Annotated in this window: 12 protein-coding genes; 7 read left to right on the top strand and 5 right to left on the bottom strand. The window is 65.1% G+C overall.

Annotated features, from left to right (window positions below; genetic code table 11):
* The first annotated feature begins 13 nt into the window (after nt 1-13).
* Nucleotides 14-2638 carry an alanine--tRNA ligase gene (alaS, locus tag AC1RKI_RS04530; RefSeq protein ID WP_492794732.1) on the top strand — a complete coding sequence of 875 codons (2625 nt, stop codon included), beginning with the start codon at nt 14-16 and terminating at the stop codon, nt 2636-2638.
* A 163-nt stretch (nt 2639-2801) separates the two neighbouring features.
* Here alaS and AC1RKI_RS04525 read toward each other — a convergent pair whose 3' ends face one another.
* The 3 genes from AC1RKI_RS04525 to AC1RKI_RS04515 form a co-directional block, all read right to left on the bottom strand.
* On the bottom strand, nt 2802-3557 hold the full coding sequence (locus AC1RKI_RS04525) for a slipin family protein (RefSeq protein WP_404991597.1): 756 nt from the start codon (nt 3555-3557) through the stop codon (nt 2802-2804).
* A gap of 18 nt (nt 3558-3575) precedes the next feature.
* Nucleotides 3576-5006, bottom strand: coding sequence for an NfeD family protein (locus AC1RKI_RS04520; RefSeq protein ID WP_492794826.1), 1431 nt, complete (start codon nt 5004-5006; stop codon nt 3576-3578).
* Nucleotides 5007-5121: 115 nt separating this feature from the next.
* On the bottom strand, nt 5122-6033 hold the full coding sequence (locus tag AC1RKI_RS04515; RefSeq protein WP_490714726.1) for a LysR family transcriptional regulator: 912 nt from the start codon (nt 6031-6033) through the stop codon (nt 5122-5124).
* 126 nt (nt 6034-6159) lie between these two features.
* Between AC1RKI_RS04515 and AC1RKI_RS04510 the strand changes: the two genes are divergently transcribed.
* From AC1RKI_RS04510 to AC1RKI_RS04485, 6 genes are all read left to right on the top strand, one after another.
* The gene (locus AC1RKI_RS04510) at nt 6160-7389 is read left to right on the top strand and encodes a YbfB/YjiJ family MFS transporter (protein ID WP_492794735.1); all 1230 of its coding nucleotides are present in this window, start codon (nt 6160-6162) and stop codon (nt 7387-7389) included.
* 88 nt (nt 7390-7477) lie between these two features.
* Complete coding sequence (locus tag AC1RKI_RS04505) at nt 7478-8251, top strand: class II aldolase/adducin family protein (protein WP_150982011.1); 774 nt, start codon at nt 7478-7480, stop codon at nt 8249-8251.
* A 32-nt stretch (nt 8252-8283) separates the two neighbouring features.
* Complete coding sequence (locus AC1RKI_RS04500) at nt 8284-8472, top strand: 4-oxalocrotonate tautomerase (protein WP_061956851.1); 189 nt, start codon at nt 8284-8286, stop codon at nt 8470-8472.
* Nucleotides 8473-8509: 37 nt separating this feature from the next.
* Nucleotides 8510-9541, top strand: a complete 1032-nt coding sequence (locus AC1RKI_RS04495) for a threonine aldolase family protein (RefSeq protein ID WP_061956852.1) — start codon at nt 8510-8512, stop codon at nt 9539-9541.
* Between the two features lie 62 nt (nt 9542-9603).
* Nucleotides 9604-10200 (top strand): NUDIX domain-containing protein, encoded by a 597-nt coding sequence (locus AC1RKI_RS04490; RefSeq protein ID WP_061956853.1) that lies wholly within the window; start codon nt 9604-9606, stop codon nt 10198-10200.
* Nucleotides 10201-10212: 12 nt separating this feature from the next.
* Entirely contained in the window at nt 10213-10440 is a 228-nt protein-coding gene (locus tag AC1RKI_RS04485; RefSeq protein ID WP_061956854.1) for a sulfurtransferase TusA family protein, read from the top strand.
* A 128-nt stretch (nt 10441-10568) separates the two neighbouring features.
* On the opposite strand, the gene galU is transcribed toward AC1RKI_RS04485, so the two are convergent.
* Both galU and AC1RKI_RS04475 read right to left on the bottom strand, forming a co-directional pair.
* Nucleotides 10569-11444 (bottom strand): UTP--glucose-1-phosphate uridylyltransferase GalU, encoded by an 876-nt coding sequence (galU, locus tag AC1RKI_RS04480; protein WP_061956855.1) that lies wholly within the window; start codon nt 11442-11444, stop codon nt 10569-10571.
* A 104-nt stretch (nt 11445-11548) separates the two neighbouring features.
* Entirely contained in the window at nt 11549-14416 is a 2868-nt protein-coding gene (locus AC1RKI_RS04475) for a valine--tRNA ligase (protein ID WP_492794739.1), read from the bottom strand.
* Nucleotides 14417-14491: the final 75 nt, after the last annotated feature.

Raw genomic sequence — 14491 nt, 5'->3', positions numbered from 1 at the left:
CGCCCGATACAACATGAAAGTCTCCGACATTCGCAGCAAGTTCCTGCAGTTCTTCGAGTCGAAGGGCCATACCGTGGTCCGCTCGTCCAGCCTGGTGCCGGCGAACGACCCGACGCTGCTGTTCACCAATTCGGGCATGGTGCAGTTCAAGGACGTGTTCCTGGGCACCGACAAGCGCCCGTACTCGCGCGCCACGTCTTCGCAGCGCTCGGTCCGCGCCGGCGGTAAGCATAACGATCTGGAGAATGTGGGCTACACGGCACGTCACCACACGTTCTTTGAAATGCTGGGCAATTTCTCGTTCGGCGATTACTTCAAGCGCGACGCGATCCACTACGCGTGGGAACTGCTGACCAAGGTCTACCAGCTGCCCGCCGACAAGCTGTGGGTGACGGTCTACGCCGAGGACGACGAGGCCTACGACATCTGGGCCAAGGAAGTGGGCGTGCCCGCGGAGCGCATCGTGCGCATCGGCGACAACAAGGGCGCGCGCTACGCCTCGGACAACTTCTGGCAGATGGCGGACACCGGCCCGTGCGGCCCGTGCTCGGAAATTTTCTTCGACCACGGCCCCGAGGTGTGGGGCGGCCCGCCGGGATCGCCCGAGGAAGATGGCGACCGCTATATCGAAGTGTGGAACCTCGTGTTCATGCAGTTCAATCGCGACGAGCAGGGCAACATGACGCGCCTGCCCAAGCCGTGCGTGGATACCGGCATGGGTCTGGAGCGCATTGCCGCCGTGCTGCAGCACGTGCACAGCAACTATGAGATCGACCTGTTCCAGGCGCTGATCAAGGCCGCCGGTCGTGAGACGCATATTGCCGACCTGACCCAGAATTCGCTCAAGGTCATCGCCGACCATATCCGCGCGTGCTCGTTCCTGATCGTCGACGGCGTGATTCCGGGCAACGAGGGCCGTGGCTATGTGCTGCGCCGCATCGTGCGCCGCGCCATCCGTCATGGCTACAAGCTTGGCCAGAAGACGCCGTTCTTCCATAAGCTGGTGGCTGATCTGGTGGAACAGATGGGCCAGGCCTATCCCGAACTGGCCGAAGCCCAGGACCGCGTGGTGGAGGTGCTGAAGGCCGAGGAAGAACGCTTCTTCGAAACGATCGAAAACGGCATGTCGATCCTGGACGCCGCCGTGGCCGACCTGAAGGCCAAGGGCAACAAGGTGCTCGATGGCGAACTGGCGTTCAAGCTGCATGACACGTTCGGCTTCCCGCTCGATCTGACGCAGGACGTGGCGCGCGAGCAGGAAATCACCGTGGACGAGGCGGCATTCGACGCCGCGATGACGCGCCAGCGCGAACAGGCGCGCGCCGCCGGCAAGTTCAAGATGGCCGCGGGCCTGGAATACACAGGCGACAAGACCGTGTTCCACGGCTACGACGCGCTGAGCATGGAAGGCGTGCGCGTGACCGCGCTGTATGTCGATGGCGCCGCGGTGGAATCGATGCAGCCGGGCCAGACCGGCGTGGTCGTGCTCGACAACACGCCGTTCTACGCCGAGTCCGGCGGTCAGGTTGGCGATCAGGGCACGCTGGTGGCGGGCCCCGCCGTGTTCACGGTGGCCGATACCACCAAGATCCAGGCCGACGTGTTCGGCCACCAGGGCACGCTGGCCAACGGCGTGCTCAAGGTAGGTGACACCGTGGCGGCGCAGGTTGACGCCGTGCGCCGCGCGCGCACCGTGCGCAACCACTCGGCCACCCACCTGATGCACAAGGCATTGCGCGAAGTGCTGGGCAGCCACGTGCAGCAGAAGGGCTCGCTGGTCGATCCGGACAAGACGCGCTTCGACTTCTCGCACAACGCACCGCTGACCGACGCGCAGATCCGCCAGATCGAGGAAATCGTCAATGCGGAGATCCTGCGCAATGAGCCGACCGTCGCCGCCGTGATGGGCTTCGACGACGCGGTCAAGAGCGGCGCGATGGCGCTGTTCGGCGAGAAGTACGGTGACGATGTGCGCGTGCTGTCGATCGGATCGTCCAAGGAACTGTGCGGCGGCACCCACGTGACGCGCACCGGCGACATCGGGCTGTTCAAGATCGTGGTCGAAGCGGGCGTGGCGGCCGGCATCCGTCGCGTCGAAGCCATTACGGGCGACAACGCGCTGCATTACCTGCAACAGCTCGACGCGCGCCTGGCCGAAGCGGCTGCAGCGCTGCGCGCGCAACCGTCGGAACTGGTGCCGCGTATCGGCCAGGTGCAGGAGCAGGTCCGCGCGCTCGAGAAGGAACTCGAAAAGCTCAAGAGCAAGCTTGCTTCGTCGCAGGGCGACGAACTGGTGTCGCAGGCGGTGGACGTCAACGGACTCAAGGTGCTGGCCGCGCAGCTCGAAGGCGCGGACGTCAAGACGCTGCGCGAAACGATGGACAAGCTCAAGGACAAGCTGCAGAGCGCGGCCATCGTGCTGGCGGCCGTGGCCGACGGCAAGGTCAGCCTGATCGCCGGTGTGACCGCCGACGCCACGTCGAAGGTCAAGGCAGGCGAGCTAGTCAACTTCGTCGCCCAGCAAGTCGGCGGCAAGGGCGGCGGCCGTCCCGACATGGCGCAGGCCGGCGGCACGGACCCGACCAACCTGTCGAAGGCGCTGGCCGGCGTGACGGCGTGGGTTTCCGCAAAGGTCTGACGCGCTGCATGAACAGCGTGGGCGGCCGGCAGCCGTAGCCGGCCAATCACCGCATCGTTGCATCGTCCAAAAAAGCGCCCGCGGGCGCTTTTTTCTTTTCGGGGACGCACCGTTCGCGGCCGAACAGCGGGCCGAAGGTGGCGCGCCGCAGCCGACATTGCGGCTATTTCGCGCCGCCGCCGATCAGCTTCGACACGATGTCGATCGGTAGCGGAAACACGATGGTCGAACTCTTGTCCCCGGCGATCTGCGTGAGCGTCTGCAGATAGCGCAGCTGCATGGCCTGCGGCTCCCGGGCCAGCATCTGCGCGGCTTCGAGCAATTTCACGGACGCCTGCAATTCGCCTTCCGCATGGATGATCTTGGCGCGGCGTTCGCGTTCGGCTTCGGCCTGTTTGGCGATGGCGCGCACCATCGATTCGTTGAGGTCCACATGCTTGATTTCGACGTTCGAGACCTTGATGCCCCATGCGTCGGTCTGCGCGTCGAGCGCCTTCTGGATGTCGAGATTGAGCTTTTCGCGCTCGGCCAGCATCTCGTCCAGTTCATGTTTGCCCAGTACCGAGCGCAGCGTGGTCTGCGCCAGCTGGCTCGTCGCTTCGAGGAAATTGGCAACTTCGATGATGGCGCGCTCGGGATCGACGACGCGGAAGTACACCACCGCGTTGACCTTCACGGACACGTTGTCGTGCGAGATCACGTCCTGTGGCGGCACGTCGAACACCACCGTGCGCAGGTCCACGCGCACCATCTGCTGCACGCCGGGGATCAGCAGGACCAGCCCGGGACCCTTGACGCGCCAGAAGCGGCCAAGCATGAACACCACGCCGCGCTCGTATTCGCGCAGTATGCGGACGGCGGCGACCACCAGCAGTACGAGCAGGAAGATCAGGCCGCCGAAGCTGAATCCGAACGCCATATCGGGCTCCTAGTTGTGTCAGGCATCGTGAATGGAAGTGACGTCGAGCACCAGGCCGCGGCGCCCCGTGATGCGTACGCGCTGGCCGCGCGTCAGCGGCCCGCTGCCGCGAATGCGCCATTGTTCGCCGCGAATAGTCGCCCAGCCGTCGGCCGGCGTATCGTCGATCACCACCGCGATGCCGCCCACCAGCGTGTCCGCGCCGCTGACCACCGGCCGCCGGCGCGCGCGCAGCACCACGGCGGACATGCCGAACAGGAATGCCGCGGAGAGGCCGCACAGGCCGGCGATCAGCGATAAGGGCACGCCAAAGCCGGGCACATCGGTGTCGATCAGCATGACCGCGCCAAAGGCGAACGCGACGATGCCGCCCACGCCCACGGTGCCAAACGTCGGCAGGAACAGTTCGGCGATCATGCAGCCGACGCCCAGCGCGATCAGCGCCAGTCCGGCGTAGTTCAACGGCAGCATCTGCAGCGCGAACAGACCCAGCAGCAGGCAGATCGCACCGGCGATGCCGGGCAGCACCATGCCCGGCGTGGAGAATTCGAAGATCAGGCCGTAGATGCCGATCATCATGAGGATCAGCGCCACGCTGGGATCGGTGACGACGGCCAGCAGGCGGATGCGCCAGTCTGGCGCCACCGTGACGACCGGCGCGTTTGCCGTGTGCAGCACACGGATGGCGCCGCTGGCGTCGATGCGCTTGCCATCGACCTGCCGCAGCAGCGCCGGCAGATCTGGCGCGACGAGATCGGCAACTTTCTGCGCGACGGCTTCGTCGGCGGACAGACTGACCGCTTCGCGCACGGCGCGCTCGCCCCATTCGGCATTGCGCTGGCGCAATTGCGCGAGGCCGCGGATATAGGCCGATGCATCGTGCATCTGCTTGCGCGTCATGGTGTCCTGGGCCGCCGGCGCACTGGCCGGAGAAGGCCCGGGAGCGGTTTCCGGTTGTGCGCCGCCGATGCCGATGGCCACAGGGCTGGCCGCGCCGAGATTGGTGCCCGGCGCCATCGCCGCGATATGGCTGGCGTAGAGGATGTAGGTACCCGCGCTGGCGGCGCGTGCACCACCGGGGTAGACATAGGTGGCAACCGGCACCGGCGACGCGAGGATGGCCTGGATGATGTCTCGCATCGATTTGTCGAGGCCGCCGGGCGTGTCCATTTCGAGCACGATCAACTGCGCGCCATGCTGCTGCGCCTGCTCGATGCCGCGCACGGCGAAACTGGCGCTGGCCGGGCCGATCGCGCCCTTTATGGCGATTACGTACACCGGTGCGACCGGTGCGGATGCGCCTGCGGACGCCGATGCCGGCGCGGACGGCAGCGAGATTGCCGGCCCGGGCGCGGCCGCGACGCCGTGGCTTGCCAGCAGCGCGAAACCCCAAGCCAGAAGCAGGCCGGCGACGATTGCCCGCCGCAGCCAGTTCGCGGCGGCAGGCATCGGCCGTGGCCACACGAATGCATAGGTCATGGCGGAGCGCTGCCCGTCGTAGGTGCCGTGGCCGCGCCACTTTCAGTGTAGGCGACCCACCACATCCTGCAGCGCGCCCGCTGTGTCAGGCCGCCGCGCGGGTGTGGTCGAACGTACCGGGGTTGCCGATGTCGCTGGTGGTGGGGAAATCCTGCAACAGATCGGCCAGGGCGATCAGCGCCGCACTGGCCATCGACGGATACCAGGCCAGCACCGTGGTGACGCGGCCGGCGTCGCCGAGCGGGTGGAGGCTGACTTCCGGCAGGTTGCGATAAAGCGCTAGCACCGAGCGCGGCACGATGGCCACGCCGATACCGGCCGCGGCGCACGTCACGATGGCGTGATACGACCCGAGTTGAATCACGCGGCTGGGCGCCTGGCCGGACTGGGCGTACCAGTGGTCGAAACGCGTGCGATAGTTGCAGCCGGCCTCGAATGTCAGCAGAGGGGCGCGGTCGACATCGGCCGGCGTGCGGATCGGCGCGTGGCCGGCGCTGGCGACGATCACAAGTTCTTCCTCGAAGGCCGCGCAGCTGGCCAGGTCGGGCTCGCCTATTGGGTCCGCAACGAAGGCGCAGTCGACCTCGAAGCGACGCAACGCGTCGAGCGACCGGCGCGTCGGCAGCGTCACCAGTTCCAGTTCGACGCACGGCCAGGCGCGGTGGTAGGCCGCCAGCACATGCGGCAAACGGCTGGCCGCGGTGCTTTCCATCGACGCGATCCGCAGCCGCCCCTGCGGATGGGCCGGCTGCACGGCCTGCCGCGCCTCGTCGGCCAACTGAAGGATGCGGCACGCATAGTCGAACAGCGTCTGTCCGGCCGGCGTGAGCACCATGCGACGGCCGTCGCGCACAAACAGGTCCACCCCGAGCGACTGCTCGAGCTGGCGGATCCGCGTGGTCACATTGGACTGCACGCGATGCAGCCGCTCCGCGGCCCGCGTGACGCCGCCCGCTTCCACTACCGTGCGAAAAATCTCAAGTGCAGCAAGGTCCATAGCAGGATGGTTTCTCTATCGAGATGGAAGTCATCTTTATTATTCATTTTTCGTGATGACTCGATCGCGCATAGGATAGTCAACAATGCGCGGCAGTGCCAGCCGCCTTTACCCCCGATCCCCGTCATGTCACTTGCAAACACAGAAATCCCGGCCGGAGTCACGCAGAGGCCCACATTCGGCCCGTGGGCCGTGGCGATGGCCGGGCTGGTGTCGCTGGCCCTTGCGATGGGAATCGGCCGCTTCGCCTTTACGCCGTTGTTGCCGATGATGCTGCACGATGGCGCCGTGACGCTGGCCGGTGGCGGGGCGCTGGCCACCATGAACTACATCGGCTATCTGCTGGGCGCGCTGTTGTGCCTCGTCATCCGGCCGGACCCGGTGCGCATGGTGCGCGGCGCATTGGCGCTGACCGTCGTGCTGACGCTGGCCATGGCACTGCCGGGCGGCATGCCGGCGTGGATGGTGTGGCGCACGCTGGCAGGCATCGCCAGCGCGCTGGTGATGGTCTACGCCACGGCGTGGTGCATGCAGCGTCTGGCGGAACTGGGACAGCCGACGCTGGGCGGGCTGATGTTCTGCGGTCCCGGGCTCGGTATCGTGGTCACCGGCCTTTCCGCGTCGGGCATGGTGGCGGCCCACTGGCATGCCACCTCGGGCTGGATCGCGTTCGCGATACTGGGCGGTGCGATGCTGGCGGCGGTATGGCGCGTGTTCGGATCGTCGTCGGCACCGGCGCAGCATGCCGACGGACGGCCAGGCGCCGCGCCACCGGCGACGCCGCGCTTAGACAGCCAGACCTGGGCGCTGACGCTGGCCTACGGGCTGGCCGGCTTCGGCTACATCATCACTGCGACGTTCCTGCCCGTGATCGCGCGACAGGCGATGCCGGGCAGCATCTGGGTCGATCTGTTCTGGCCGATCCTCGGTGGGGGCGTGGCGGTCGGCGCGTGGCTGGTGACGCGCATCGGCATGCATCACGACAATCGCCGCATGATGATGCTGCTGTACACGATGCAGGCGGTCGGTGTCGGCGTGGTCGCCGTATGGCCCACCGTGGCCGGATTCGCGCTCAGCAGCCTGCTGGTGGGCCTGCCGTTTACCGCGCTGGTGTCGTTCGCAATGCGCGAAGCGCGCCGGCTTTGGGGCGCGGGTGCGGCCAGGCTGATCGGCCTGATGACGGCCGCCTATGCGATCGGCCAGATTGCCGGGCCGCCGCTGGCCACGTCGCTGGTGGCGCGCACGGGCGGATTCGCGGCCTCGCTGGCGGTGGCCGCGGCGGCGTTGCTGCTGGGCGCGGCAATCCACGGCTGGATGTGGCGCGCAATGCCAGCGGACGCGCGCACGGGCCGCTGACGACTGCGCTACAGTATCGGCTTCGCCGCTCACTCGACCAGGCCGCATCCGCGCCGGCGTTGCAGGGCGGCGCGAAAGCCAAGCCCCCATGTCTTTTGCCTTGCAGCCCGGGCGCGCCGCAGGCCCGGCAGTGCCCATCAGTCCGGAAGAAGCCCGCGTGCGCGTGGATCTGGCCGCCGCCTATCGGCTGGCGGCCCTGGAACGCTGGGACGACCTGATCTACACCCACATCTCGGCCACCGTACCCGGCGAACCCGATCACTTCTTGATCAATCCGTTCGGATTCGCCTTCGACGAAATCCGCGCCTCGGATCTGGTCAAGATCAACAGCCGCGGGGAAGTGGTCGGCGACACCGTGCATCCGGTGAATGTGACCGGCTTCGCGTTGCACGCCGCCGTGCACGCCGCGCGCGCCGATGCGCATTGCGTGATGCATCTGCATAACACCGCCGGTATTGCCGTTTCCGCCCAGGCCGAAGGGCTGCTGCCGCTGTCGCAGCATGCCATGCGCTTCCATGGCCGCATCGCCTATCACGACTACGAAGGCCTAGCCTTTACACCCGCCGAAGGCGCGCGGCTGATCGCGTCGCTGGGCGCCCATCCCGCCATGCTGCTGCGCAACCACGGCACGCTGACGGTCGGACGCACCGTGGCCGAAGCCTATGTGCTGATGGCAACCCTGATCAAGGCGTGCGAGATCCAGCTCGGCGCCCAGCTCGGCAGCGCCACCGTGCAGCCGCCGCCGAGCGTGGCGGCGCGGACGTCGCTGCAGCTGTTCGACGACGGCGCGGTGGAAGGCGTTATGGAGTGGCCCGCATTGCTGCGCAAACTCGATAGAATCGATCCCGCTTACAAACACTGAATCAGCCCGAACTAATCCTGAAGGAGATCTGCATGCCCACTTTCCACGTTGAAATGTTCGAAGGCCGTACCGTGGAGCAGAAGCGCAAGTTTGTCGAGGAAGTGACGCGCGTGACGTGCGAAACGCTCGGTTGCTCGGCGGGCGCCGTCGATATCATCATCACCGATATCAAGCGCGAAAACTGGGCCACCGGCGGCGAGCTCTGGATCGACAAGAAGTAATCCCGAGGTTTGCGCAATGACTTCCGCAGTGTCCGCCATGCAGCAGTTTGCTTCCGATAATTACGCCGGTTTTTGTCCGGAATCGCTGAAGTATTTTCTCGAGGCCAATGCCACCGGCCACGAGAAAGCCTATGGCGACGACAGCTGGACGCAGAAGGTTTGCGATCGTATCCGCGATCTGTTTCAAACCGACTGCGAAGTGTTTTTCGTATTTAACGGCACGGCGGCCAATTCGCTGGCGCTGTCGTCGTTGTGTCAGTCGTACCATTCGGTGATCTGCCACGAACTGGCGCATATCGAAACCGATGAGTGCGGCGCGCCGCAGTTTTTCTCCAATGGATCCAAGCTGCTCACCGCGCCAGGGGAAAACGGCAAGCTGACGCCCGACGCCGTGGAGGCGCTGGTAACGCGCCGGTCCGATATCCATTATCCGAAGCCGCGCGTGGTGTCGCTGACGCAGGCGACCGAAGTTGGCACCGTATATACCGTCGAAGAGGTGCGTGCCATTGCCGCCATTGCCAAACGCAGGCAGTTGCGGGTGCATATGGACGGCGCACGATTTGCCAATGCGGTGGCGTCGCTTGGTGTGCATCCGTCCGAAATTACCTGGCGCGCCGGGGTCGATGTGCTGTGCTTCGGCGGAACCAAGAACGGCCTGCCCGTGGGCGAGGCGGTAGTGTTTTTCGATCGGCGGCTGGCCGAGGATTTTGCCTATCGCGTCAAGCAGGCGGGACACCTGGCGTCGAAAATGCGGTTTATTTCTGCGCCGTGGCTGGGCATGCTCGAAAACGACGTCTGGCTTAGCAATGGCCGCCACGCCAATGCGATGGCTGCGCTGTTGCATCGGCGCATTGCCGATATTCCCGGCGTGCGCATCATGTTTCCGACCGAAGCCAACGCCGTGTTTGCCGAATTGCCCTTGCCGGCGATCGAGGCACTGCGCGCCAAGGGCTGGATGTTTTACACGTTTATCGGCGCCGGCGGATGCCGTCTGATGTGCGCGTGGGATTTGCAGCCCGAAACCGTGGAAGCTTTCGCGGCCGATATCCGCGCGGCCTGCGTCGGCTAGCAGCGTCGCTGCGAATTTTTATTACAACAAGAAACTCAACAGACAGTCCCAGGAGCCCCACGATGGAACCCTATCGATTTTGTCCGCGATGCGGCGCGCAGCTTGAACACCTGCCGCTGTCCGGACGTTATCGCCACGCATGCGTGCAGGATGGCTGCGGCTTTGTGCATTGGGATAATCCATTGCCAGTGCTGGCCGCTGTGGTCGAGTACGAGGGGAAACTGCTGCTGGCGCGCAACGCCGCGTGGCCCGAGAAAATGTTTGCGCTGGTCACCGGATTCATGGAGCGTGACGAAACGCCGGAGCTTGGCGTGGCCCGTGAGCTCAAGGAAGAGACGAATCTGGACACGGTGTCGGCGTCGCTGATCGGTGTTTATGAATTCATGCGCAAGAACGAACTGATCATTGCGTATCACGTGCGCGCCGAGGGTGAAATCCGGCTGTCTGAGGAATTGGTCGAATACAAGCTCGTTGCGCCGGAAAAGATGCGCATCTGGAATGCCGGCACCGGATTTGCCGTGGCGGATTTTCTTGAGCGGCGTGGCTTGCCGGTTCAGTTCTTCGATCGCGCGACTGGCGAGAACATCCCCGATCCCCGGCGTCCGACGGACTTCGGGCTGGTCAGTGCTTCGCTACAATACGGCATCGCACAGAAATAGAAGGTGAGAGGAATGGAATTCAAGAAAGAAGTGGACGCGCGCGGCCTGAACTGCCCGCTGCCGATCCTGCGGACTAAGAAGGCGTTGGCGGACATGGCCAGCGGCGAAGTGCTCAAGGTGCTGGCAACCGATCCGGGTGCGACGCGCGATTTCCAGGCCTTCGCCAAGCAGACCGGCAACGAGCTGCTGTCGCACGCCGAAGTCGACAAGGTGTTCGTGTTCTACATGAAGCGCCGCTGAAGCGGAAACTGGCCCTTGCGACGGTCGCGAGGTCCTCAGAAAACGGAAAACCGCCTCAGTGAGGCGGTTTTTCATTGGGGCCATCCCGATTCGCACTGGCGCTGGGCCAGCCGCACCGGAGAGGCCGATCAGCCGCGCTGTGCCAGATAGGCGCTGAATTCGTCGCGCACCTCCGGGTGCTTCAGTGCGAATTCCACGGTGGCCTTCAGATAGCCGAGCTTGCTGCCGCAGTCATAGCGCACGCCCTTGTAGCGATAGGCCAGCACCTGTTCCTGGTCGAGCATCGACTGGATCGCGTCGGTCAGCTGGAATTCGCCGCCAGCGCCCGGTTTCAGTTCGCGGATATGGTCGAAAATGCGCGGCGTGAGAATGTAGCGGCCCACCACGCCCAGATTGGACGGGGCATTTTCCGGCGCCGGCTTTTCAACGATGCCGGACATCTTGATCACGCGCTCGTCCCATTCGCGGCCGTCCACCACACCGTAGGACCGGCTTTGCTCGGGCGCGATTTCCTCCACGCCCAGCACAGAACAGTTGTAGTGGTTGTAGATGTCCACCATCTGCTTCATCACGGGGTCGTTCTCCTCCCCGTCGAGCAGGTCGTCGGCCAGCATGACCGCGAACGGTGCATCGCCCACCAGGCGCGCCGCGCACAGCACGGCGTGGCCGAGCCCCAGCGCCTCCGGCTGGCGCACGTAGAAACACTCCACGTTCTTGGGCTTGATGGAACGCACCACATCGAGCAGCGCTTGCTTGTTCTTGGCCTCAAGCTCCATTTCCAGTTCGTAGGCCTTGTCGAAGTGATCCTCGATGGCGCGCTTGGAGCGGCCCGTGACGAAAATCATCTCGTTGATGCCTGCGGCCATGGCTTCTTCCACGGCGTACTGGATCAGCGGCTTGTCTACCACCGGCAGCATTTCCTTCGGGCTCGCCTTGGTGGCGGGCAAGAAACGTGTGCCTAGCCCGGCGACGGGAAAGACGGCCTTGGTGACGCGGTTTTCCATTTCAGCTTCCTTTTCAATCCGGTGTAGTACCGTGCCGCAGGATGGGGGGTGCCGTCTGTCGGGCGATGTCCGACGCCTGCGCCGGAGCGGCACCCAAGCATCACTTACGCAGGCAGACGCTGTAGTTGATCCTTCAGCTTCTGCAGGGTCTGTTCGAAATCCGACAGACGTTGTGTTTCCTGCGCAACCACGGCGGGCGGCGCCTTGGCGACAAAGCTCTCGTTGGACAGCTTGCCGCGGCACTTGCCGATTTCCCCCGAAATGCGGTCGATTTCCTTGGCGAGACGCACGCGTTCGGCCGCCACGTCGATCTCGATCTTCAGGAGCAGATGGTTGCCGCCGACGATGGCCACCGGCGCCCCGGCCCCTTCGCGCTGCAGCTCGGCCTCGTCTTCGAATACCCTGACTTCGGAAAGTTTCGCAAGCGCCTGGATTTGCGCCGCCGCTTCCTTCAGGAAGGCGCTGTCGCCGCACGCATAGAGCGGGATGCGCTGCGCCGGCGAAATGTTCATCTCGCCGCGCAGGTTGCGGCAGGCGTCCACCACGGCCTTGAGTTGGGCCACCCAGGCTTCGGCGGCTTCGTCGATCTTGGCCGCGGCGGGCAGCGGGTACGCTTGCGTGGCGATGGTCTCGCTGCCGTCGCCCTTGGCGCGCCCGGCCAGCGGGGCCACCTTCTGCCACAGTTCCTCGGTAATGAACGGGATGATCGGATGCGCCAGGCGCAGCACCGTTTCCAGCACGCGCAGCAGGGTGCGGCGCGTGGCGCGCTGCTGCGCCTCGGTGCCGGTCTGGATCTGTACCTTGGCCATTTCCAGGTACCAGTCGCAGTACTCGTCCCAGACGAACTTGTAGATCGCGTTGGCGATGTTGTCGAAGCGGTACTCGTCGAAGCCCTTTTCCACTTCCGCTTCCACGCGCTGCAACAGCGACACGATCCAGCGGTCAGCCTGCGAGAAGTGCAGGTAGCCGTCCGGGCCGCAGTCGTTCGTGCACGGGCCCATGCCGCAGTCGTGGCCTTCGGTGTTCATCAGCACGAAACGCGTGGCGTTCCAGAGCTTGTTGCAGAAGTTGCGATAACCTTCGCAGCGACCGGTATCGAAATTGATGTTGCGACCCAGCGTGGCCAGCGATGCGAACGTGAAGCGCAGCGCATCGGCGCCAAAAGCGGGAATGCCGTTCGGGAATTCCTTCTTCGTCTTGTTTTCGATCTTCGGCGCATCCTTCGGCCGGCGCAGGCCCGTGGTGCGCTTCTTGAGCAGCGAATCGAGCTCGATGCCGTCGATCAGGTCGACAGGATCCAGCGTGTTGCCCTCCGACTTGCTCATCTTCTTGCCTTCGGAGTCGCGCACCAGGCCGTGCACGTACACGGTGTGGAACGGCACCTTGCCGGTGAAGTGCTTGGTCATCATGACCATGCGCGCCACCCAGAAGAAGATGATGTCATAGCCGGTCACCAGCACCGACGACGGCAGGAAGTGCTCCAGTTCCGGCGTCTGCTCCGGCCAGCCCAAAGACGAGAACGGCACCAGCGCGGACGAGAACCACGTGTCGAGCACGTCTTCGTCGCGGTGCAGCGGCCCCGTGCTGCCGGCGGCCTGCGCCTTGGCGCGCGCTTCTTCCTCGGTTCGTGCGACGAACACGTTGCCGGCATCGTCGTACCAGGCCGGGATCTGGTGGCCCCACCACAGCTGGCGGCTGATACACCAGTCCTGGATGTTGGACAGCCACTGGTTGTAGGTGCTGATCCAGTTTTCGGGCACGAGCTTGATCTCGCCGCTCTGCACGGCGTCGAGCGCCACCTCGGCGATCGAGCGGCCCGGATTGAACGTGCCTTCCGGCGCCGGCTTGCTCATCGCAACGAACCACTGGTCGGTGAGCATCGGCTCGATCACGCTACCGGTGCGTTCGCTGCGCGGCACCATCAGCTTGTGCTTCTTGACCTCTCCCAGCAGGCCGAGAGCCTGCAGATCGGCGACCATCTTCTTGCGTGCCTCGAAGCGATCCATGCCGGCGTATGCGGCGGGTGCGTCGGCCACGATCCGGGCGTCCAGCGTCAGGATCGACATCTGCGGCAGGTTGTGGCGCTGGCCCACGGCGTAGTCGTTGAAATCGTGGCCGGGCGTGACCTTGACCACGCCGGTGCCGAATTCGCGATCGACGTATTCGTCGGCGATTACCGGAATCTGGCGGTCGGTCAGCGGCAGGTGGACGAACTTGCCGATCAGGTGCGCATAGCGCTTGTCTTCCGGATGCACCATCACGGCCGTGTCGCCCAGCATCGTCTCGGGGCGGGTGGTGGCCACGGTCAGGTGGGTCAGGCCGCGCACGGTATCGGGCTCGGCCAGCGGGTAGGAGATATGCCACAGCGAGCCGTCTTCCTCGACGCTGTCGACTTCCAGGTCGGACACGGCAGTGCCCAGCACCGGATCCCAGTTCACCAGGCGCTTGCCGCGGTAGATCAGGCCCTGCTCGTGCAGACGGACGAACACCTCCGTGACGGCCTTCGACATTTCGGGCGACATCGTGAAGTATTCGCGCGTCCAGTCGATCGAGGCGCCCATGCGGCGCACCTGGCGCGTGATGGTCGAGCCCGATTCTTCCTTCCAGGCCCAGACTTTCTCGGTGAACTTCTCGCGGCCCAGGTCATGGCGCGAAATGCCCTGCGCTTCGAGCTGGCGCTCCACCACGATCTGCGTGGCGATGCCGGCGTGGTCCGTGCCGGGCACCCACAGCGTGTTGGCGCCGCGCATGCGCGCGTGCCGGGCCAGGCCGTCCATGATGGTCTGGTTGAACGCGTGTCCCATGTGCAGCGTGCCGGTCACATTGGGCGGCGGCAACTGGATGGCGAAATCGGGACGGTTGGCGTCGAAGGTGGGCTGGGCGATACCGCGGCGCTCCCACTCAGGGCCCCATTTGGCCTCGATGGCGGCGGGTTCGAAGCTCTTGGCAAGGGACTGGTCTTCTGCGGTCATGCTGGGATGTCGTGGGGTGCGGGTCAGGGCTCTGGCCGGCAGGCGGATCGGCGCGCCGCCGCATTGGGCCGGGAA

Source organism: Cupriavidus sp. GW822-FHT06G04, from assembly GCF_058799075.1.
Note: the sequence above shows the minus strand (reverse complement) of the source record. Positions and strands in the feature narration are given on the sequence as shown.

What these genes read in the sequence shown, in the direction of transcription:
- alaS (WP_492794732.1), top strand. Translation starts at nt 14, where the DNA reads ATGAAAGTCTCCGACATTCGCAGCAAGTTCCTGCAGTTCTTCGAGTCG.
- AC1RKI_RS04525 (WP_404991597.1), bottom strand. Translation starts at nt 3,557, where the DNA reads ATGGCGTTCGGATTCAGCTTCGGCGGCCTGATCTTCCTGCTCGTACTG.
- AC1RKI_RS04520 (WP_492794826.1), bottom strand. Translation starts at nt 5,006, where the DNA reads ATGCCTGCCGCCGCGAACTGGCTGCGGCGGGCAATCGTCGCCGGCCTG.
- AC1RKI_RS04515 (WP_490714726.1), bottom strand. Translation starts at nt 6,033, where the DNA reads ATGGACCTTGCTGCACTTGAGATTTTTCGCACGGTAGTGGAAGCGGGC.
- AC1RKI_RS04510 (WP_492794735.1), top strand. Translation starts at nt 6,160, where the DNA reads ATGTCACTTGCAAACACAGAAATCCCGGCCGGAGTCACGCAGAGGCCC.
- AC1RKI_RS04505 (WP_150982011.1), top strand. Translation starts at nt 7,478, where the DNA reads ATGTCTTTTGCCTTGCAGCCCGGGCGCGCCGCAGGCCCGGCAGTGCCC.
- AC1RKI_RS04500 (WP_061956851.1), top strand. Translation starts at nt 8,284, where the DNA reads ATGCCCACTTTCCACGTTGAAATGTTCGAAGGCCGTACCGTGGAGCAG.
- AC1RKI_RS04495 (WP_061956852.1), top strand. Translation starts at nt 8,510, where the DNA reads ATGCAGCAGTTTGCTTCCGATAATTACGCCGGTTTTTGTCCGGAATCG.
- AC1RKI_RS04490 (WP_061956853.1), top strand. Translation starts at nt 9,604, where the DNA reads ATGGAACCCTATCGATTTTGTCCGCGATGCGGCGCGCAGCTTGAACAC.
- AC1RKI_RS04485 (WP_061956854.1), top strand. Translation starts at nt 10,213, where the DNA reads ATGGAATTCAAGAAAGAAGTGGACGCGCGCGGCCTGAACTGCCCGCTG.
- galU (WP_061956855.1), bottom strand. Translation starts at nt 11,444, where the DNA reads ATGGAAAACCGCGTCACCAAGGCCGTCTTTCCCGTCGCCGGGCTAGGC.
- AC1RKI_RS04475 (WP_492794739.1), bottom strand. Translation starts at nt 14,416, where the DNA reads ATGACCGCAGAAGACCAGTCCCTTGCCAAGAGCTTCGAACCCGCCGCC.